General features: G+C 66.7%; 18 protein-coding genes. 13 read left to right on the top strand and 5 right to left on the bottom strand.

Annotated features, from left to right (window positions below; translation table 11 throughout):
* Positions 1 to 131 precede the first annotated feature (131 nt).
* Positions 132 to 1,406, bottom strand: coding sequence for a DUF4013 domain-containing protein (locus ACDH77_RS13100; protein ID WP_008577509.1), 1,275 nt, complete (start codon positions 1,404 to 1,406; stop codon positions 132 to 134).
* 352 nt (positions 1,407 to 1,758) lie between these two features.
* On the opposite strand from ACDH77_RS13100, the gene nudK reads away from it, so the two are divergent.
* Positions 1,759 to 2,379 carry a GDP-mannose pyrophosphatase NudK gene (gene nudK, locus ACDH77_RS13095; RefSeq protein ID WP_014090544.1) on the top strand — a complete coding sequence of 207 codons (621 nt, stop codon included), beginning with the start codon at positions 1,759 to 1,761 and terminating at the stop codon, positions 2,377 to 2,379.
* 50 nt (positions 2,380 to 2,429) lie between these two features.
* Here the strand turns inward: nudK and ACDH77_RS13090 are convergent, their stop codons facing one another.
* Positions 2,430 to 3,935: a helicase HerA-like domain-containing protein gene (locus tag ACDH77_RS13090; RefSeq protein WP_031423349.1), complete on the bottom strand. Its 1,506-nt coding sequence runs from the start codon at positions 3,933 to 3,935 to the stop codon at positions 2,430 to 2,432.
* A gap of 292 nt (positions 3,936 to 4,227) precedes the next feature.
* Here ACDH77_RS13090 and ACDH77_RS13085 point away from each other — a divergent pair, with 292 nt between their 5' ends.
* Entirely contained in the window at positions 4,228 to 5,811 is a 1,584-nt protein-coding gene (locus ACDH77_RS13085; protein ID WP_011347957.1) for a transglycosylase SLT domain-containing protein, read from the top strand.
* A gap of 411 nt (positions 5,812 to 6,222) precedes the next feature.
* Here ACDH77_RS13085 and asd read toward each other — a convergent pair whose 3' ends face one another.
* A complete protein-coding gene (asd, locus tag ACDH77_RS13080) occupies positions 6,223 to 7,065 on the bottom strand; it encodes an archaetidylserine decarboxylase (RefSeq protein ID WP_008577516.1) in 843 nt (280 codons plus the stop codon).
* The gene (locus tag ACDH77_RS13075) at positions 7,062 to 7,712 is read right to left on the bottom strand and encodes an SCO family protein (protein ID WP_008577518.1); all 651 of its coding nucleotides are present in this window, start codon (positions 7,710 to 7,712) and stop codon (positions 7,062 to 7,064) included. Before ACDH77_RS13075 ends, asd begins: the two co-directional genes overlap by 4 nt.
* 80 nt (positions 7,713 to 7,792) lie before the next feature.
* Between ACDH77_RS13075 and prmB the strand changes: the two genes are divergently transcribed.
* The 8 genes from prmB to ACDH77_RS13035 all read left to right on the top strand — a co-directional run bounded on the left by prmB (position 7,793) and on the right by ACDH77_RS13035 (position 16,652).
* Positions 7,793 to 8,719, top strand: a complete 927-nt coding sequence (gene prmB / locus ACDH77_RS13070; RefSeq protein ID WP_008577520.1) for a 50S ribosomal protein L3 N(5)-glutamine methyltransferase — start codon at positions 7,793 to 7,795, stop codon at positions 8,717 to 8,719.
* A 10-nt stretch (positions 8,720 to 8,729) separates the two neighbouring features.
* Complete coding sequence (gene aroC / locus ACDH77_RS13065; protein WP_008577522.1) at positions 8,730 to 9,833, top strand: chorismate synthase; 1,104 nt, start codon at positions 8,730 to 8,732, stop codon at positions 9,831 to 9,833.
* Positions 9,826 to 10,899 carry a 2-hydroxyacid dehydrogenase gene (locus tag ACDH77_RS13060; RefSeq protein ID WP_014090539.1) on the top strand — a complete coding sequence of 358 codons (1,074 nt, stop codon included), beginning with the start codon at positions 9,826 to 9,828 and terminating at the stop codon, positions 10,897 to 10,899. The genes aroC and ACDH77_RS13060 overlap by 8 nt, the downstream gene beginning before the upstream one ends.
* Positions 10,900 to 10,982: 83 nt before the next feature.
* On the top strand, positions 10,983 to 12,008 hold the full coding sequence (locus ACDH77_RS13055; RefSeq protein ID WP_011347954.1) for an aspartate-semialdehyde dehydrogenase: 1,026 nt from the start codon (positions 10,983 to 10,985) through the stop codon (positions 12,006 to 12,008).
* A 710-nt stretch (positions 12,009 to 12,718) separates the two neighbouring features.
* Entirely contained in the window at positions 12,719 to 14,647 is a 1,929-nt protein-coding gene (locus ACDH77_RS13050) for a FimV family protein (RefSeq protein WP_218488736.1), read from the top strand.
* Positions 14,644 to 15,051: a VOC family protein gene (locus ACDH77_RS13045; protein WP_031423343.1), complete on the top strand. Its 408-nt coding sequence runs from the start codon at positions 14,644 to 14,646 to the stop codon at positions 15,049 to 15,051. The genes ACDH77_RS13050 and ACDH77_RS13045 overlap by 4 nt, the downstream gene beginning before the upstream one ends.
* A 162-nt stretch (positions 15,052 to 15,213) precedes the next feature.
* Positions 15,214 to 15,987, top strand: coding sequence for a tRNA pseudouridine(38-40) synthase TruA (gene truA, locus ACDH77_RS13040; protein WP_008570951.1), 774 nt, complete (start codon positions 15,214 to 15,216; stop codon positions 15,985 to 15,987).
* Complete coding sequence (locus tag ACDH77_RS13035) at positions 15,984 to 16,652, top strand: phosphoribosylanthranilate isomerase (RefSeq protein ID WP_008570953.1); 669 nt, start codon at positions 15,984 to 15,986, stop codon at positions 16,650 to 16,652. Before truA ends, ACDH77_RS13035 begins: the two co-directional genes overlap by 4 nt.
* 191 nt (positions 16,653 to 16,843) lie before the next feature.
* Here ACDH77_RS13035 and ACDH77_RS13030 read toward each other — a convergent pair whose 3' ends face one another.
* Complete coding sequence (locus tag ACDH77_RS13030; protein ID WP_031423341.1) at positions 16,844 to 17,770, bottom strand: LysR family transcriptional regulator; 927 nt, start codon at positions 17,768 to 17,770, stop codon at positions 16,844 to 16,846.
* A 105-nt stretch (positions 17,771 to 17,875) separates the two neighbouring features.
* Here ACDH77_RS13030 and trpB point away from each other — a divergent pair, with 105 nt between their 5' ends.
* Genes trpB through trpA form a run of 3 tightly spaced genes read left to right on the top strand, consistent with a single transcriptional unit; the run spans position 17,876 to position 20,366 of the window.
* On the top strand, positions 17,876 to 19,093 hold the full coding sequence (gene trpB, locus ACDH77_RS13025) for a tryptophan synthase subunit beta (RefSeq protein ID WP_014090534.1): 1,218 nt from the start codon (positions 17,876 to 17,878) through the stop codon (positions 19,091 to 19,093).
* Between the two features lie 42 nt (positions 19,094 to 19,135).
* Positions 19,136 to 19,516 (top strand): hypothetical protein, encoded by a 381-nt coding sequence (locus tag ACDH77_RS13020; protein ID WP_031423339.1) that lies wholly within the window; start codon positions 19,136 to 19,138, stop codon positions 19,514 to 19,516.
* A 43-nt stretch (positions 19,517 to 19,559) separates the two neighbouring features.
* A complete protein-coding gene (trpA, locus tag ACDH77_RS13015) occupies positions 19,560 to 20,366 on the top strand; it encodes a tryptophan synthase subunit alpha (protein WP_031423335.1) in 807 nt (268 codons plus the stop codon).
* Positions 20,367 to 20,383 lie beyond the last annotated feature (17 nt).

Raw genomic sequence — 20,383 nt, 5'->3', positions numbered from 1 at the left:
TCTGCCCAACGCATGCTCTTTGACCGCGCGGCGCCGGGCGGGCAAGGGCCGGTCGCGCTGGCTGGCATGCATGGGTCGGAGCTTGATGGGAATCTGTCTACCTGGAACCTGCAGAACGGTTCCTCAGCCGATCACGCCGGCTGAATCGTCACCGCTTTCAGTGCCGCGTCCAGCTTCGCGCGCAGTGCTTCGTCGTCGCAGCGATCCTTTGCGTTCTGCAATACGGCGCGCGCCTGATCATCGCGCCCGAAGCGCTCGGCCAGCAGCACGCCGGCGTCCAGCGACCAGGCAGGCAGCATCGGGTCGCGCGGCCACGCAGCAATGGCGGCCAGCAGGCCATCGGTGACCAGTTGGAACTGCCCGGCCATCCTTGCGCGCTCGGCCAGCAGGTTGGCCTGCTCGGGCGTCAGCGGCGTAAACGTGGGGTCGATGTCCAGCGCTTCGCGCTGCAGCGCGAGTGCACGCCGTTCCTGCTTTTCCTGCAACAGGCGATTGATGTATTGGCGAGTGTGTTCGCGCAGCTCGTCGTTGCGATGGTGTTGGCGCAACAGGCGCTGATACAGCTCGTGCACCGCCAGGCTCACCGCGCGCGAGCGCACCGCACCGCGCAGGGCCTGAAAGGCTTCGTCGGAATGCCCGTCGCGCACGTACTGTTCCGCTTCGTCGAGCAGGCGCTGGTCCGGGTCGCTACGTTCGTGCGCATCCGCGCCACTGGGCACATAGCCCAGCTCCTCGTGGTACTGGTACACCAGATACCCGAGCAGGTGAAAGCTGGCGAACAGCGTCCAGATCGAGGTCACCATGACCGTCGCTTCGCGCACGAGCGGCGGTAGGTATTTGGTAGCGAAGAAGACCGCTGCCGTGCCGCTGCCCTGGATCACGTAGAGCAGGCCGTAGGCGGCCAGATACGGCCAGCCGATCCGTAGCGCCATGTCGATGGAGACGGCGGGGTTGAGCGCGCGGCGCAGGCTGCCGTCGATGGCCAGCGAGATCAGCATGCCAGGCAGCAGCAGCATGGTGCCCAGATAGGCGATGGTCAGGCCGAACGGGCCGGCGATCACGGCTCCTACGCCGATCACGATGCCCAGCGCGACGGCCAGCAGGATCAGGCGCAGTACCGCGCTGTCGAAGCTGTTATAGCCCAGGCGTGGCGCATCGGTCTGGCCATCGGCGGTGTGGCGCAGAATGTCGAAGGCATAGGTATAGGTCGCCATGCCCAGCACACCGGCAATCACCAGTTTCAGGATGCCCGGCAGCACCAGCAAGGCGCTGCACAGCGTCAATGCGATCAGCGCATACAGCGCCGAGCCACGCAGCGGGTAGGTGGCGATGGCGGGAATGCGGGTCCAGAACGGTGCAGGCGCAGCCAGCGCGGCCACCTTGCGTGCGCGAAAACGGTCTTCCATGACGCTCCCCAGGCGTGTGATGTGAAGGGATTGTGCGGGGCCGTGCGCCGCCACGCAATTGGGGGAGGGCAAGCCGGCGAACCCGGATCGCCAGCGACCGGCGACGTGTTGCGGGCATGGTCTGGATACTGCTGGCCAGGCCGTGCGTCAGTGCCGGCCCTACATCGAAGCATGCTGTGTCAGACATCACCCTAAGCGCATCGGCAGACCGCCGACGCGGTGCGTGCGTGACTGCCTGAGGTGCCAGCTGAGCGACAGGTAAAATGGTGGCCCGCCGCACTCTCGCGGCCCTACGAGCGACCGTGCGCGCCGCAACCGTGGCACTGCTCGCTTGCACCACAAGGAGTGTCGCTTGATTCCCTCTGCCACCGGCAACCCGCAGGTCCGCATCCGCAGCATCGATGTGCTCTCGGACAATTGGTATGTGCTGCGCAAGGTCACGTTCGATTTCCAGCGCAAGGACGGCCGCTGGCAGACCTTGTCGCGCGAGGCCTACGATCGTGGCAATGGCGCCACCATTCTGCTGTACAGCCGCGCCAAGCAGACGGTGATGCTCACCCGCCAGTTCCGCCTGCCGACGCTGCTCAATGGCAACCCGGATGGCATGTTGATCGAAGCCTGTGCCGGCCTGCTCGACCAGGACGATGCGCTGACCTGCATCCGCAAGGAAACCGAAGAGGAAACCGGCTACCGGATCGACAACGTGCGCAAGGTATTCGAGGCCTTCATGAGCCCTGGCTCGGTCACCGAGCGCCTGTACTTTTTCGTCGGCGAATACGTCGACGGCGACAAGGTCAGCGGCGGCGGTGGACTCGAAGAAGACGGCGAAGAGATCGAAGTGCTGGAGCTGTCACTGGATGCAGCGCTGGCGATGATCGGCTCAGGGGAGATCGCCGATGCCAAGACCATCATGCTGTTGCAGTACGCCAAGTTGCATGGCGTGTTGGAGTCCGTTCACGCCAACACGCGGTAGCCCTTCACGGCGGCGGTGCCATCGAGACGTGGCAGCGGCGATCAAGCAGATCATCGCTTCCCGCCAAAAATGCTACCGAAGATGCCGCGCACGATCTGCTGCCCGATCTTGTTGCCCACCGTGCGCGAGGTCTGCTTGGCCATCGCTTCCAGCATGCCCTGGCGGCGGCGGGTGCCGAAGATCGCGTCCTTGACCGCCTGACCGAAGCCGCTGTCGTGCGCGTCGTCATCTTCGCGAGTGCGGGCAGGTGGGGCTGCGTTGTGTTCGGCGGCCTGTTCGACGCGGCGCGCCAGCAGTTCGGCAGCCGATTCGCGGTTGATCGCGGTGTCGTAGCGGGTGCCGACCGGGCTTGCCGCGCGCACCTGCGCGCGTTCGGTTTCGCTGATGGCGCCCATGCGGCAGCGCGGCGGTGCGATCAACGTCTGCTGTACCGGCGCCGGCACGCCCTTGCCCTGCAGCGGCGACACCAGCGCCTCGCCGGTGCCCAGGCTGGAGATGGCGGTGGCGACATCGAGCTTGGGATTGCCGACGAAGGTCTGCGCGGCAGTCTTGACCGCCTTCTGGTCGCGCGGCGTGTAGGCGCGCAACGCGTGCTGCACGCGGTTGCCGAGCTGGCCAAGGATATTGTCGGGAATGTCGTCGGGAAACTGCGAGCAGAAATACACGCCCACGCCCTTGGAACGAATCAGGCGCACCACCTGCTCGATGCGCTGCACCAGCGCCGCCGGCGCATCGTCGAACAGCAGGTGCGCCTCGTCGAAGACGAACACCAGTTTGGGTTGTTCCAGGTCGCCCACTTCGGGCAAGCGTTCGAACAGTTCCGACAGCAGCCACAGCAGAAAGGTGGAATACAGCTTCGGCTTGAGCACCAATTGGTTGGCAGCCAGGATGCCGATCACGCCACGGCCATCCGGCGCGACGCGCATCAGTTCGGCCAGCTCCAGCGCAGGCTCACCGAAGAACTGTTCGCCGCCGTCCTGGGACAAACGCAGCAAGGCGCGCTGGATGGCGGCAACCGATTGGCTGGACACCAGTCCGTAACTGGTGGAGAGCTCCTTGCGCTCTTCGACCACCAGCGCGAGCAGCGCGCGCAGGTCGTCCAGGTCCAGCAGCAGCAAGCCGCGGTCGTCGGCCAGCTTGAACACGATGTCGAGTACGCCGGACTGGGTGTCGTTGAGTTCCAGAATCCGGGCGAGCAGGGTGGGGCCCATCTCGCTGACCGTCGTACGTACCGGGTGCCCCATCTGGCCATACAGGTCCCAGAACACCACCGGGTTGGCGGCCGGGGCGTAGTCGGTCATGCCCAAATCGTTGGCGCGCTGCAGCACGCCGGGCGCGCCATCGCCAGCCACGGCCAGGCCGGCGACATCGCCTTTCACGTCCGCCAGGAACACCGGAACGCCCAGCCGCGAGAAGCCTTCGGCCAGCGTCATCAAGCTCACGGTCTTGCCGGTCCCGGTGGCGCCGGCCACCAGCCCGTGGCGGTTGCCGAAGCGTCCTTCCAGCACTACAGGGATGTCGTCGGTGACGCCTTTGCCGAGCAGGAACGAGGCCATTGCGCTGATCCGGTAGGAAAGGGCCGATTCTAGCGGGCAATCCCAGCGGGCAATGCCAACCGGCAACGCGGCAGATCCTGGCAGGCAGGCTGGGTCGAACGGGCGACGCACGCACGCCGCGCGGCAGCCGCAGACGCACTCGATCGTTCGCGTCGGTGCGCCGGTTTGCAGGTACTGCACGCATCGACCGCGCCCACCAAGCTAACGGCCCACTGACCCCGGTGGCCTCGCTGCCTTGCCCCGATGTTGCCCCGGCAGCTACCCTGCCTGCCTTTCCGCTGTACTGCCTACGATGCCGCTCGCTCATTTTGGTTTGCGCCCATGGCCTGTCCTGGCTGTGGTGGCGCTGATGTCTGTCGTCCCCGCCGCCCACGCCATCTCCAAACGCGACACGGAGAAGGCCGCCGCGCTCGATGCGCGCATGGCCGCCGCCGAAAAGCGCTATCGCGATGCGCTGGTGCTGGTGAACAACTCCGACCCCAAGGGCACTGCCGAAGGCGATGCTGCGCTGGAGGACATGGAAGACATCATCGACGCCTGCATCAAGCAGCGTGGTTGCCTGGTGTCCAATCAGTTGGCCACCTACAAGCGCCTGCTCAAGGCGCGCGCCGATGCCGAGGCGCCGGCCGCCGAAGATCCGGAAGACGACGACACGCTGCTGCAAGCCGACCCGGACCATCTGGGTCCGGCGTCGAACGGCGTGCCCGAGGCCGCGCGTGCCGCCACGCTGCTCAACGACCAGCGCCACGAATTCGACAAGATGGTGCAGTACAACCCGGCCGTGCAGGCCGGTATCCGGCGCTGGCTCACCGATATGCGCCCGGCGCTGCTGACCAGCTACGAGAACTACAGCAACCTGCGCGGCGTGATGTGGCCGGAATGGCAGAAGCGCGGCCTTCCAGAAGCGCTGCTGTTCGGCATCATGGCCAAGGAATCCAACGGCAAGGTGCATGCCAGCTCGCGCGCTGGTGCCGCCGGGTTGATGCAGTTCATGCCCGCCACCGGACGTCGCTTCGGGCTGGGCCCGGACGGCACCGGCTTCGACACCCGCTTCGATGCACGCAGCGCCGCCGAAGCCAGCGCCGCCTACCTCAACGAACGCATGGCCGGACTCAACCGCAGCATCGAACTGGCACTGGCCGCCTACAACGGTGGCGAAGGCCGTGCCGCGCGCGTGTTCGCGCAGAGCGGCGGGCGCGGCTTCTGGGACCAGGACGTCTATAACCAGTTCCCGGCCGAAACCAAGGACTACGTGCCAATGGTGATCGCGGCGGCGTGGATCTTCCTGCACCCGCGTCAATACGGGGTGGACTTTCCCAAGCTCGATGCGCAGCCGGCCACGCTCAAGCTGGCCAAGTCGACCACCATCTACGAACTCACCATCTGCCTAGGCAGCATGGGCACACGCGACGGCTACATGCGTGCGTTGCGCAATCTCAACCCACGTTACGAATCCGATGGCTGGATTCCGGCCGGCACGGTCATCAATGCCACCAACCGCATCGTCAACCTCTACACCCGTTACTGCGTCAATGGCCCGCGTGCGGATCTGGCGCGCACCCTGATCACTGCCGATCTCAACAGCGCGATCGTGCGTAGCAGCAGCGCGCCCGAGTACGTGCCCAGCGTGGCGGTGGGCGATGTCAGCCAGATGGCCGGCGTCCCGACCACCGTCGCCACCGGTCAGCCGGCAGTGGCCAAGCCCAAGGCAAAGCAGGTGCGCAGCTACACCATCGCCAAGGGCGACACGCTCGGTCGCGTCGCGCAGAAGTACCAATGCGAGATCAAGGAGCTGGCCAAGGCCAACGGCTTGAAAGCGCCGTCGTATGCGCTCAAGCCGGGGCAGAGCATCAGGTTGGCGGGGTGCGATCGCTGAACCGGGCGCTGGTGGAGCGTTGCTGATGTCCGCACCCTTCAAACGGCGGTGCGCATCGGCCTGAACCCGCTGGCGTGGGGCAGGCCAGGCTGTGCCAAAGCCGTTCCGGTAGCCCCGGCACGCGCAGCGTGTCGTCAGTCGAAGGTTGGAAAACGGTGCGCGGGGGTGCGAGGCATTGTGGGGAAGGCCTCGTCGCGGCCAGGTTCGCTGCTACGTTGGCAGCGAGCGCACGACAAGCCTGGTGGTTGCCGTGGGAGCGGACCCGGTCGCAACCAAACCATCCAAACAGCCCGTTTTATGCCGGATGTTCTTCATCCGAGGCTGAGCAGGATGGCGTGCGCGTAGGGGCGGCGTATCACCGGAAACGCCTGGTCGCGGCCAGGTCCGCTCCTACGAGGGCAGCGTTGCACTTCACTGACGACGCGCGAGTGCCTGGCCAAGACGAACCGATGCTTCGGCCGCAAGTCTGCCATCGAGCGTGGCCACACCCGGCGGCAGCAACACGATGACGGTCGAGCCGTAATTGAACCTGGCCATCTCCGCGAACTTCTCCAGCACGATGCCCTTGCCGCGGTAGTCCTTGCGCGTGATGCGGTCGCCATAGCGCGGAATCTCCACGCCGCTCCAGACCGTCTCCACGCCGGAGACCAGCAGTGCCCCCACCATCACCGAGGCCATCGGGCCGAAATCGGTGTCGAAGTGGCAGACCAGCCGCTCGTTGCGCGCGAACAGGCGCGGCACGTTGCGTACGGCGTCCGGGCCCACGCTGAACAGCCGCCCTGGCACGTGCACGGTCTCGCGCAGGGTGCCGGTCCACGGCATATGCACGCGGTGGTAGTCCTTGGGCGACAGATACACGGTGGCGAACAGGCCGTCGTTGAACGGCGCCGCCGCGGCCTCGTCGCCAAGCAATTCTGCAGCAGTGAACGACTGCCCCTTGGCCTGGAAAATGCGGCCGTTCTCGATCGGGCCGAGCTGGCTGATGCGGCCGTCGGCGGGCATCAGCAACGCAGCCGGGTCGGCATCCGGCACGCGTGCGCCGGGCTTCAAGGCGCGGGTAAAGAACGCATTGAAGGTGGGATAGGCGCGCGGATCCGGCTCCTGTGCCTCGCTCAGGTCCACGCCGAACTTGCGTGTGACCGTGTCGATCAACCACTGCTTGGTGGCGGGTCTATCCGAGTAGGCCAGCGCGCGCGCCAGCGAGGACAGCAACCGGTGCGGCAGCACGTAGGTCAGGGAAGTGACAAGACTCACGGAGCGGTTACCTTGGTCAGCTGTTGGAGGTCGGCGGCAATCGCCTTCGGATCGAGCGGGGGGCGGATCAGCCCGGCCAGGCGGCCTTGCGGATCGAGCACGGCAATGCCGGCGGAGTGGTCCATGCTGTAGTCGTTGGGATTTTGCGCATAGCCTTTGCCCGGGACCTTCTGGAACACGAAGCCCAGCGCGGTGGCGAAGCGCTCCAACGCCGGCACGTCCGCCGTGGCGGCCAGGGTGTCCTTGTGGAAGGCATGTGCGTACTCGCCCAGGCGCGCGGGCGGATCGCGCTGCGGGTCCACCGACACGAACAGCACGCGCGGGCGCAGGCCATCGGGAATGCTTTCCCATTGCTGTTGCGCCACTGCCAGATCGGTCAAGGTGGTGGGGCAGACATCGGGGCAGAACGTGAAGCCCAGAAACACCAGCGTCCAATGCCCCTTGAGTTCGCCGGGCACCAGCTGGGTGCCGTCGGACTGGCGCAGGCTGAATTGCGGCAGCGGGCGCGGCTGCGGATAAAAGGTGATGGTCTTGGTGGGCGGCCATGGCGAACTGGGCGCGCCGCCAAGGAACTTCTGGCCCAGCAACATCCCCAGGCCAGCGGCCAGGGCCACCAGCAGCACGATGCCGGTATTGCGATTGAACATGGCGGTTTCCAGTGCAACGGACGCTCATGATACCGATCCGACCTCTATAATCGGGGGCCGATTCCTCTTTAGTTGTTGCCATGACTGCCGCCGCGGCCGACGAACTGCACACCATCATCGACCTGATCCGCTACGGCACCAGCCGTTTCAACGCAGCCGGTCTGACCTTCGGCCACAGCTACGACAATGCGTTGGACGAAGCCACCCAGCTGGTCCTGCACAGCCTGCATCTGCCGCACGATCTGGGCCCGGCCTACGGCCAGGCGCGCTTGCTGCGCTCGGAAAAAGAGCAGGTGCTTGGTCTGTTCGAGCGCCGCATCACCGAGCGCGTGCCGGCCGCTTACCTCACCGGCGAGGCCTGGTTTGCAGGCCTGAGTTTCAAGAGCGATGCGCGCGCCCTGGTGCCGCGTTCGCCGATCGCCGAATTGATCGAAGCCGGCTTCGAGCCCTGGCTGGGCGGGCGCGAAGTGACCCGCGCGCTGGACCTGTGCACCGGTTCGGGCTGCATCGCCATCGCGATGGGCCACTACAACCCGCAGTGGGATGTGGACGGCGTGGACATCAGCGACGATGCGCTGGCGCTGGCCGCAGAAAACAAGGCGCGCCTGCATGCCGACAATGTCACCTTGCTCAAGTCGGACCTGTTCAACGGTCTGGGCGGTCGCCAGTACGACCTGATCGTCACCAACCCGCCGTACGTCACCAACGAGGAAACCGACGCGCTGCCGCAGGAGTATTCCTACGAGCCCGAACTCGGCCTGCGCGCCGGCGACGATGGCCTGGACCTGGTGTTGAAGATCCTGCGCGATGCGCCGCAGCACCTGAGCGAAGACGGCTTGCTGATCTGCGAAGTGGGCGAGTCCGAGCAGCACCTGGTCAAGCTGCTGCCGGAAGTGGATCTGGCCTGGGTCGAGTTCAAGGTCGGGCAGATGGGCATCTTCGCCGTGGAATGCCGCGAATTGATCGCCCACGGTGCCCGCATCGCCGAGCTGGCCGCGCAGCGATGAGCCTGCGCGCATGAGTGCCAATTCGTTCGGCAAGCTGTTCACTGTCACCACCTTCGGCGAGTCGCACGGGCCGGCGATCGGTTGCGTCGTCGACGGCTGCCCTCCCGGCCTGGAGCTCGCGCCGGAAGAGTTCACCCACGATCTGCAGCGCCGCGCCAGCGGCAAGAGCCGGCACACCTCGGCGCGCCGCGAGGCCGACGAGATCGAGATCCTGTCCGGCGTGTACGAAGGCCGTACCACCGGCACGCCGATCGGCTTGCTGATCCGCAATACCGATCAGCGCAGCAAGGACTACAGCAACATCGCCCAGCAGTTCCGTCCCGGCCATGCCGATTACACCTACTGGCAGAAGTACGGCATTCGCGATCCGCGCGGCGGCGGGCGTTCGTCGGCGCGCGAAACCACCATGCGCGTGGCCGCCGGCGTGATCGCCAAGAAGTGGCTCAAGCAGCGCTATGGCGTGCTGGTGCGCGGTTTCCTGTCGCAGCTGGGCCAGATCCGTCCCGCTGGTTTCGATTGGGATGCGGTGGAAGACAACCCGTTCTTCTGGCCGCATGCGGCGCAGGTGCCGGAGCTGGAAACCTACATGGACGCGCTGCGCAAATCCGGCGACTCGGTCGGTGCGCGCGTGGACGTGGTGGCCGGCGGCGTGCCTGCGGGCTGGGGCGAGCCGATCTACGGCAAGCTCGATGCCGAACTTGCGGCGGCGTTGATGAGCATCAATGCGGTCAAGGGCGTGGAGATCGGCGACGGCTTCGCCAGCGCGGCGCAGAAGGGTACCGAACACCGCGACCTGATCACCCCGGAAGGCTTTCTCAGCAACCATGCCGGCGGCATCCTGGGCGGTATTTCCACTGGCCAGGCGGTCACTGCTTCGATGGTGCTCAAGCCCACTTCCAGCCTGCGCCTGCCCGGCGCGACGGTGGATGCCGATGGCAGCGTGGTCGATGTCATCACCACCGGCCGGCACGACCCGTGCGTGGGCATCCGCGCTACCCCGATCGCCGAGGCGATGATGGCGCTGGTGCTGATGGACCAGGCGTTGCGCCATCGTGCCCAGTGCGGCGATGTGGGCGAGGTGTCGCCGCGCATTCCCGGTCAGGTCGATGTCTGACGGACGTCGTCCCAGGGTGTGGGTGAGCCAGCCGCTGTTCGACGATGTCGTCGCGCAGCTGGGCGAGCATTTCGAGCTGACCACCACGCAGCGCGTCAGCGCATATTCGCCGGCCGAGCTGGCCGCGCAACTGGCACCGTTGGACGGCGCCCTGATCACCCTCAACGAGCGCATCGGCGCGGCCGAAATCGCCGCCGCGCCGCAGCTGCGCGCCATCGCCAATGTCGGCGTGGGCTACAACAATCTCGACATCGAGGCCTTGAGCGCGGCCGGCATCCTGGCCAGCAACACGCCGGACGTGCTTACCGAAACCACGGCCGATCTCGGCTTTGCGTTGCTGATGGCCACCGCGCGCCGCATCACCGAATCCGAGCGCTGGCTGCGCGACGGGCAGTGGGGGCAATGGTCGTTCAAGACCATGCTCGGCGCCGATATCCACGGCAGCACGCTCGGCATCCTGGGCATGGGCCGCATTGGCCAAGGCATCGCCCGGCGCGGTGCGCACGGTTTCGGCATGCGCGTGCTGTACCACAACCGCAGCCCGTTGCCGGCCGCTACCGAACAGGCGCTGGGCGCACGGTATGTGGATTTCGAGACGTTGCTGGCGCAGTCCGATCACCTGGTGCTGGTATTGCCGTACACCAGGGACTCTCACCACATCATCGATGCCGCGGCGTTGGGCAAGATGCGCGCCACCGCCACGCTGGTGAACATCGCCCGCGGTGGCATCGTCGATGAGCTGGCATTGGCCGATGCGCTGGCCAACGGCCGCCTGGCCGGTGCCGGCCTGGATGTCTACGAAGGCGAGCCGCATGTGCGTCCGGAGCTGCTGGCGCTGAACAACGTGGTGCTCACCCCGCACATCGGCAGCGCCAGCCTGGCCACGCGCCGCGCGATGGTGCAACTGGCGGTGGACAACCTGATCGCTGCGCTGGGCAAGGGCCCGCATGCCGGCAACCCGCCGAGCGCCCTCAACGCCGATGCAGTTGCCGCTACCAAACGTGGCGGCACCGGCGTGGACGCGAAAAAAAACGGCGTCACCGGCAGCATTTCGACCAAACGATAGGGAACCTCCGCGGCCAGCGTTGGAGGTTCCCCGAACCCAGCGCGCAGTGCTTCCTCATTTCCCCTTTCGATAAAGACAAACTCATGAGCAACGAAAACCGTCGTTTCAACGTCGCCGTCGTGGGCGCCACCGGCGCTGTCGGCGAGACCATGCTGAGCATCCTGGCCGAGCGCAACTTCCCGGTCGCCACCCTGTACGCGCTGGCGTCGTCGCGCTCGGCGGGCGGGCAGGTGGAGTTCAATGGCGGCAAGGTCGATGTGCTGGACCTGGCCGAGTTCGACCCCGCCGGCGTGGACATCGCGCTGTTCTCCGCCGGCGGCAGCGTGTCCAAGGAATACGGCCCCAAGTTCGCCGCGGCCGGTGCGGTGGTGATCGATAACTCCTCGGCCTTCCGCTATGACGACGACGTGCCGCTGGTGGTGTCCGAGGTCAACCCGGAAGCGCTCAAGCAGCGCCCGCGCGGCATCATCGCCAATCCCAATTGCTCGACCATGCAAATGCTGGTGGCACTGGGCCCAATCCACCGCCAGTACGGCATCGAGCGTATCAACGTGGCGACCTACCAGTCGGTCTCCGGCGGCGGGCGTTCGGCGATGGAAGAACTGGGCAAGCAGACCAGCGAGTTGTTGAGCTTTCAGGACATCGACCCGCAGCGGTTCCCGGTGCAGATCGCCTTCAACCTGATCCCGCACATCGACGACTTCCAGGACAACGGCTACACCAAGGAAGAGATGAAGCTGGTCTGGGAGACCCGCAAGATCCTCGGCGACGACAGCATCCAGGTGAACCCCACCGCGGTGCGCGTGCCGGTGTTCTACGGCCATTCCGAAGCGGTGGCGATCGAGACCCGCGACAAGATCACCGTGGAGCAGGCGCGCGCGCTGCTGGCAGCGTCGCCTGGCGTGGAAGTGGTGGACGAGCGCAAGCCCGGCGGCTACCCGACGCCGGTCACGCATGCTTCCGGCAAGGATGCGGTGTTCGTCGGCCGCATCCGTGAAGACTTTTCGCATCCGCGCGGCCTGAACTTGTGGATCGTCTCCGACAATATCCGCAAGGGCGCTGCGCTCAACGCCGTGCAGCTGGCCGAACTGGTCGCACAGGAAGGCTAAGCAGCACGACAAAGACGACCGCGCAGCCGCCATGCGTGCGCGCGGCCGGCGCCTGGTGCAGCAGGCGTCACCCGGCCACTGCGATGCTGAGCGCGCCGTTCGCGCCTGCATGGGGACGGCTCGCGACGTGCGGTTGGCGCTCTCAACCGCCGTGCACGTGCTGGAGCATCCCGGCGCGCGGTGATGCTTCCCAGAGAGGCGCACCGCGCGCAAGCGCTCCGGCAGGGTGCGCACCGACACATGGAACGTCGGCTCGATTCTCAACCGAATTCCACCTCAACCGAATTCCACCTGCAGGCGCGCTGCCCATCGCGCGTCTGCGGGCATGCGCACGTGCGCGTATCGCCTCATGTGGCATTGGAGGACCTTGCAGCTTGCAGTGCGCAGACCTGTCGCCAGCCGCTCGCACACACTCCGTGCCTGCTCAGGCGACACGCCATTGGCGCCATGTCATGGCATCCCGCAGCGCGTGACTTTGCACCACGCAATCTGCCGACAGGCCGTTGCGCGCTTGAGACCTCGCGCAGTGAGAGCGCCCATCAGCACTTGCCGGTTTGCATTGGCCACGCATGCATGCCGCACTGCGGCAGTGTCGCTGGCACAGCGCTCTGCATCACGGCGCCGACTTTTTCGCTCATCCAGCGGCTATATTGATGCCCATGAAACATAGGGGCGGGGGCGCGATGCGTCCGATACAAGGGATAGGTGCGTTGCTGCTGATGGCCTGCAGCGGCGCTGCAATGGCGTTGGGACTGGGCGATATCCGGGTGCTGTCCAAGCCCGGGCAACCGCTGGTGGCCGAGATTCCGGTCATCTCCAACGAGCCGGGCGAACTCGACAACGCGCGCGTGGCATTGGCATCGGCCACCACGTTTGCGCGCGTCGGCCTGGAGCGCCCGCAAGGGCTGGTCAGCAATCTGCAGTTCCAGTTCGCGCAGGACGCACGCGGGCGTGCGGTGATCCGCGTGACCAGCAGCCAGGCGGTGGACCAGCCGGCGATCAACTTCCTGATCGAGGTGGAGTGGGGCCAGGGCCGGCTGGTGCGCGAATATTCCGCCTTGGTCGATGCGCCCAACACCGCGGCCGCCATCGCCGAGCCGGCCATCGAAGCGCCGCGTGCCGGTTCCAGCAATGCGATTGCACGCGAGCCGGCGCCGGTCGCCGCGCCCGCCGCGCAGGACAACGCCAGGGCCGAACCGGCTGCGCGTGCAGCTGGCAGTGCGTCTGCTGCGTCTGCGACGCAGGCCGGCGACACGTTGCCGGCCGTGCGCGCGGGCCAGACCTTGTCGGAGATCGCCGCGGCGGTGGCGCGTTCCAGCGGGCACTCGCTGGACCAGACCATGCTGGCGTTGCTGCGCACCAATCCGGACGCCTTCATCAACGGCAACATCAATCGCCTGAAGCAGGGCGCGGTGCTGCGCACGCCGCAGGAAGACGCGCTTGCCCAGGTCGGTGCGGCCGAAGCGGCGGTCATGGTGCGCGAGCAGGCCGCCCAGTGGCGGCAGGCGCGATCGGCGGTGCCGCAACCGGCCGAGGCCGGCGCCGCCGCTGCCGCAACGCCGCCGCCCGCCACACCTGCCGCAGCGGCTGGCAACGGCGCGCGGCTCGAAATCGCCCCTGCAGTGGCGAGTCAGACCAACAAGGCCGGCGTCACGTCCGGCACCAGTGCCGAAGGCGAGGGCGAGATGGCGGCCAATCAACAGTTGCAACAGGCCAAGGAAGACATCGCCACCCGCGATGCGGAATTGCAGGACCTGCGGACCCGCGTGGCGGATCTGGAAAAGCTCAAGCAGCAACAGCAAGCGCTGATCGCCATGAAGGACAGCGACCTGGCGGCTGCACAGAAGCGTCTGTCGGAAACCCCGGCGGCCGCACAACAGGGTGGCGGTTTTCCGCTGTGGTTGATCGGCGGGCTGGTGTTGATCGTCGCGGCCGTGGTGGCGTGGCTGGCCGCGCGCCGTCGCAAACCCTCGCCGCTGCCGCCGTTGCCGCGTCGGCAGTTCGACTTCGTCCTGCCTGGCGCGCCGGTGCAGGCCGCCGAGCCGCAAGAGGCGACGCAAGCCACTGAGCCCAGCGAGCGCGATGTGGTGCACGAGACCGAATTCGAGCAGGCCGATCTGCGCGACGAAGAGCGCGCCCATGACGCGCAGCAACCATTGTCGGACGTGCTGCGTCGCGAGCCGCTGCCGTCCGAGCCGGCTGCTGCGCCCATGGCGGTCAACAGCGACGATTGGCGTGCGCTGCGGGCCGCACCGCCGGTGGTGGCAACGCCGCCGCAGGACGGCGCCCCCGTCGACGCGGCGCAGGCTCCGCCGCACCCAGCGTTCGAGGCCGTGGAGGCGAGCCACGCAGATGTCGCACCCACGATCGGTGATGTCCCGTCTACGGCTTCCCCGGTAGCGGCGGCCACGCAAGACAGCCTGGATTTCGAGCGTCCGCCTGCGGCGCCGAGCGCTGCGCCCAGCCCCTCGGCCAGCCGTGACGTCGCCTCGGCCGGGCGCGATCGCCTGGAACTGGCGGTGGCTTACATGGACCTGGGCGACAAGGACACCGCGCGCGGCCTGCTGCTGGAAGTTGCCGCCACCGGCGACGACGCCACGCGCGCCGAAGCCGCCGAGCTGCTGGAACGCCTGGCATGAGCCCGGCGATCGATCGCCTTGCCGCGCAGGAAAGTGACGTACGCGAGCGCCGGATCGACTATGTGGAGTTCGCCTCCATCGATCCGGATGCCAGCCGTGCGTTCTTCGAAGCGGTGTTCGGTTGGCAATTCCAGGCCTACGGTCCGGATTACCTGGCCTTCAACGATGGACGCCTGGACGGCGGCTTCTACCGTGCAGCCGCGCCGGCGCCGGACGAGGGTGGGCCGCTTGTGGTGTTGTATGCCGACGCGTTGGCCCCGGTGATCGAGCGCGTGCGTGGCGCAGGCGGGGTGATCGTCAAACCGGTCTTCGGCTTTCCCGGCGGCAGCCGGTTTCATTTCCGCGAGCCCGGCGGCACCACGTTGGCCGTGTGGTCCGAGCGCAGCGTCGCGTCCGACGACTGACTGCGCGCTGGTCGCACGCGCGTCCCGCGGCTCGGCACCAGCCAATGCGGCTCGTACACTTCACCTTCTTTGCAGCGACGGGGCTGTGCTGGCAATCGCCTGCGAGGGCGGCGGCATGACCGGCGCGCCGATTTCATCGATTCACTCATAGGGCAGGTACCGATGCGTTACGCGCTGGGCGTGGAATACGACGGCAGCGAGTTCCAGGGCTGGCAGCAGTTGGGCGAGCATGGCGGGCCGAGCGTGCAGGCCAGCCTGCAGGCGGCCTTGTCGTCGGTCGCCGATGCGCCGGTGCAGGTGGTCTGCGCCGGGCGCACCGACGCGGGCGTGCATGGCGAATGCCAGGTGGTGCATTTCGATAGCGACGCACGCCGCGAGCCGCGTGGCTGGATGCTGGGCACCACTGCGCGCCTGCCGCCGTCGATCGCCGTGCGCTGGTGCGTGCCGGCAGCCGATGACTTCCACGCGCGCTTTTCCGCACGCGCGCGTCGTTACCGCTATCGCCTGCTCAATCGGCAGATTCGCCCAGCCCTGTATCGGCAGACCCTGAGCTGGGAGCGTCGCCCGCTCGACGCCGATGCCATGCATGCGGCGGCGCAGGCCTTATTGGGCGAGAACGATTTCAGCGCGTTCCGCAGCGTGCAATGTCAGGCCTTGCACGCGCGCCGTCACCTGCAGGCCATCCACGTGCAGCGTATCGGCGAGGTGGTGGAGGTGCAGGTCCAGGCCAATGCATTCCTTCATCACATGGTGCGGAATATTGTGGGTTCGCTGATTTTGGTCGGTACCGGCGAGCAGCCGGCCGACTGGATCGCGACGTTGCTCGCCGGACGCGACCGCACTGTGGCCGGCCCGACAGCGCCGCCACAAGGTCTGGTATTTATCGGACCTCTGTATCCTGCAGAGTGGCATCTGCCTGCTGAGGTGACCCAATGAATCGATCGCTGTACCGCACCCGTATCAAGTTTTGTGGCATGACCCGCGCCGGCGATATCCGGCTGGCCGGCGAGCTGGGTGTGGACGCGGTAGGTTTCATCTTTGCGCATGGCAGCCCCCGGCGCGTGGCGCCGGCCGAGGCGCGCGCGATGCGCCAGGCCACTGCGCCGATGGTCGATGTGGTGGCGTTGTTCCGCAACAATTCTAAGGAAGAAGTGCGCGAAGTGGTGCGCACCGTGCGCCCGACCTTGTTGCAGTTCCATGGCGAGGAAGACGACGCGTTCTGCCGTAGCTTCAACCTGCCGTATCTCAAGGCGGTGCCGATGGGCAGCAGCGGCGTGAATGGCGAGGACGCCAACGCGCGCACGCTGCAGTTGTCGTATCCCAATACCGCTGGCTTTCTGTTCGACAGCCATGCGCCCGGCGCGGGCGGCGGCACCGGCAAGACCTTCGACTGGTCGCGCTTGCCCACCGGCTTGCACCGTCCGTTTCTGCTGGCCGGTGGCATCAACGCCGACAACGTGTTCGACGCCATCGTGGCCACGTTGCCTTGGGGCGTGGACGTTTCCAGTGGCGTGGAGTTGGCGCCCGGCATCAAGGACGGCCACAAGATGCGCAAGTTCGTCGAGGAAGTGCGGCGGGCGGATTGTCACGACATGTCGTGAGGGTGATTGGGGTTCGGGATTCGTGGCAGCGGCTATGCCGAGGCATCTCAAGCGCTGCTTCTTGCCTGCAACACCGCTGCGTCAGGATCCACTGGACAGTCGCCTGATCCTTGCGCCTTTTCGCTTGCACGTGTTCGCGATGCGCCAGCAGCTGGCGAAGTGCTCATGTGGTGATCGCGCGCGATGGCTGCTCAGTTCTCCGCTGCCTGCAGGGTTGAAGAGGTGTGCTGGTCTGTCGCCAGCGCTTTGCCTAGCCAGCCGGCCAGCCGTTCGATGCGTGGATCGGGGTTGCGCTTGGCCGCGCACAAGACCCAGCGCCCTCGCGTGGCGGTGAAGCCCCATGGCGCCAGCAGGCGCCCGGCTGCCAGGTCCGCGGCGACCAACGGCTGCGGCGCAATCGCGATCCCAAGACCAGCGGCAGCGGCTTCCAACAGATACACCAGGTGTTCGAATTCGGTACCGAAGCGCAGCCCCTCAGGTGCCAGCCCGTGCGCCTGGGCCCATTCCGGCCAGGCTTGCGGGCGCGAGCGGGTGTGCAGCAGCGCGTGATCGCCGAGCGCGGCCGGGTTGCTCCCCTCGATCTGCAGGGTCGATGCGAGCTGAGGGCTCAGCACCGGCCCAATCCACTCCACGCCGAGGGTGTGCACCTGCCACTCGCTGGGCCAGGGCGGGGTGTCCAGCAGCAGGGCGGCATCCAGGCCGTCCAGCTCCGGACCAGGTGGCTGTTCGCTGGCCGACAGATGCAGGCGCACGTCAGGCAGCTCTTGCTGCAGCAGTCCCAGGCGCGGAATCACCCAGCGCGCCAGCAAGCTGCCCGAACACCCCAGCACCAGCGGCGCTTCGGCGGCCGGGCGTTGTAATGCCGCCCAGGCCTGACCAATCACGCCAAAGCCTTCGCCGGTGGCATCGCGAAGCCGAACGCCCGCTGCGGTCAGCACCAGGCCGCGGCCCTGGCGCGCAAACAGCGCCGCGCCCAACGCCTGTTCCAGCGAACGCACGTGCCGGCTGATGGCGCCATGGGTCACGTGCAATTCCTGCGCAGCACGGCTGATGCTCTGCAGGCGCGCGGCAGCTTCGAACGCACGCAGCGCCGCCAATGGAGGAAGCAAGGCGCTCATATGTGATTCCAGCTCACAGGTTGCGGCAATCTTATCGATTTATCGCGCGCCGCGGCTGCGCTAGAGTGATGCCTCTCGTATGACGCATCGCTGCAGAGGATTCCCATGTCGGCCCAGCCCATCAGTGACTTTTACGCCTATCCGGATGCTGCCGGTCACTTCGGCAAGTTCGGTGGCCGTTTCGTCGCCGAAACCTTGATCGGCCCACTGCAGGAATTGTCCGCCGCTTACGATCAGGCGCGGCAGGACCCGAGTTTCATTGCCGAATACGACAAGGACCTCAAGCATTACGTCGGCCGGCCCAGCCCGATCTACCACGCCGAGCGGCTCAGCCGTGAAGTGGGTGGGGCGCAGATCCTGCTCAAGCGCGAAGACCTGAACCACACCGGCGCGCACAAGATCAACAACACCATCGGCCAGGCGCTGTTGGCCAGCCGCATGGGCAAGACCCGCATCATCGCCGAGACCGGCGCCGGCCAGCACGGCGTCGCCAGTGCCACCGTGGCGGCACGCCTGGGCCTGGAATGCGTGGTCTACATGGGCGCCACCGACATCGAGCGGCAAAAGATCAACGTCTACCGCATGAAGCTGCTCGGCGCCACGGTGATCCCGGTGACTTCCGGCTCGGCCACGCTCAAGGACGCGCTCAACGAAGCCATGCGCGACTGGGTGACCAACGTGCGCGACACCTTCTACATCATCGGCACCGTGGCTGGCCCGGACCCATACCCGCGCATGGTGCGCGACTTCAATGCGATTGTCGGTCGCGAGGCGCGCGAACAGATGCTGCAGGAGTATGGCCGGCTGCCGGATGCGATCAGTGCCTGCGTGGGTGGCGGCAGCAATGCGATCGGTTTGTTCCATGCCTTCCTCAATGATCCGGGCGTCAAGATCTATGGCGCCGAAGCGGCCGGCGATGGCATCGCCACCGGCCGCCACGCCGCCTCCATCGCCGCAGGTCGCCCGGGCGTGCTGCACGGCAACCGCACCTACGTGATCTGCGACGACGACGGCCAGATCACCGAGACCCATTCGATTTCCGCCGGCCTGGATTACCCGGGTGTGGGCCCGGAGCATTCGTTCCTGTCCGACAGCGGTCGCGCGGTGTACCAGGGCATCACCGACGACGAGGCGATGGCCGCCTTCCATCTGCTGGCGCATACCGAAGGCATTCTTGCCGCGCTCGAGTCCAGCCATGCGGTGGCGCAGTCGATCAAGCTTGCGCGCGAGCTGCCCAGGGATGCGCTGGTGTTGTGCAATCTGTCCGGGCGTGGCGATAAGGATGTGCATACCATCGCAGCGCGCGAGGGGATCGCTCTTTAAGAGTGGTGGCGGCTGACGCTATCCGGATGCAGGGACGCGGCGATGCTCGAAGGAATGCTCCAGTTGGTGGCCGAGGTGCTGCTGCAGGCCTTGGCCGAGCTGCTGATCGAACTTGGCCTGCACTCTGTCGCCGAGTCGTTCGAGCGCAGGCCCTCGCCCTGGCTGGCGGCAGTGGGCTACGCAATCCTGGGCGCGTTACTTGGCGGTGTCAGTCTCTGCCTGCTGCCGCAGCACCTCACTGCGACCTTGGGCGCGCGACTGGCAGCGCTGCTGATCGCGCCGCTGGTCGCTGGTGGGCTGATGGCCGCGCTTGGTGCGTGGCGTGCGCGTCGCGGCGACCCGGTGCTGCGCATCGATCGATTTTCCTACGGCTACCTGTTTGCGCTGTGCTTTGCGCTGATGCGGTATTTCTTTGCCACCTGAGGTTAGATGGCAGCTGGCTTTCCTCCCTTGTTCGAGTGATTTCATGCGTCGTATCGATTCCTGCTTCGCCGAGCTGCGTGCCAATGGGCGCAAGGCACTGATCCCCTTCATCACCGCCGGCGACCCATCGCTGGAAGCCACCGTGCCGGTGATGCACGCGCTGGTGCGCGCCGGTGCCGATGTGATCGAGCTGGGTGTGCCGTTCTCCGACCCCATGGCCGACGGTCCCACCATCCAGCGCAGCTCCGAGCGCGCGCTGGCACGCGGCGCCGGCCTGGCGTATGTGCTCGAAGCGGTGCACGAATTCCGTCGCGAAGATGCCACCACTCCGGTGGTGTTGATGGGCTACCTCAACCCGATCGAGATCCATGGCACGCGACGCTTCGCCGAAGCCGCGGTCGCCGCGGGCGTGGATGGTGTGCTGCTGGTCGACCTGCCGCCGGAAGAAGCCGGCGAAACGCGCGCCATCTTTACCGAGGTCGGCTTGGCGCTGATCGCACTGGCTTCGCCCACCACCAGCGAGCAGCGCCTGGACATGCTGTGCAGCACCGCGCAGGGCTATCTGTACTACGTCAGCTTTGCCGGCGTCACCGGCGCCTCCAATCTGCTCGACACCCATGCCGCCAGCGATCGCCTGCGCCAGCTGCGCCAGCGTGCCGGCGCGCCGGTGGTGGCCGGCTTCGGCATCAAGGATGCGGCCAGCGCCGCTGCCATGGCCGTGGATGCCGACGGCGTGGTGGTGGGCAGTGCCCTGGTCGCCGCATTGGCGGACGCAGGCGAGGTCCGCAGCGCCCGTGAGCGCGCCGAAGCGTTCCTGGCCCCGTTGCGCCAGGCGCTCGACCAGAAATGAGAACCGAACGTCTCTCT

The sequence above is a fragment of the Xanthomonas axonopodis pv. maculifoliigardeniae genome, from assembly GCF_041519315.1.
Lineage (GTDB): Bacteria > Pseudomonadota > Gammaproteobacteria > Xanthomonadales > Xanthomonadaceae > Xanthomonas > Xanthomonas euvesicatoria.
This window is presented reverse-complemented; position numbering and strand designations above follow the sequence as displayed.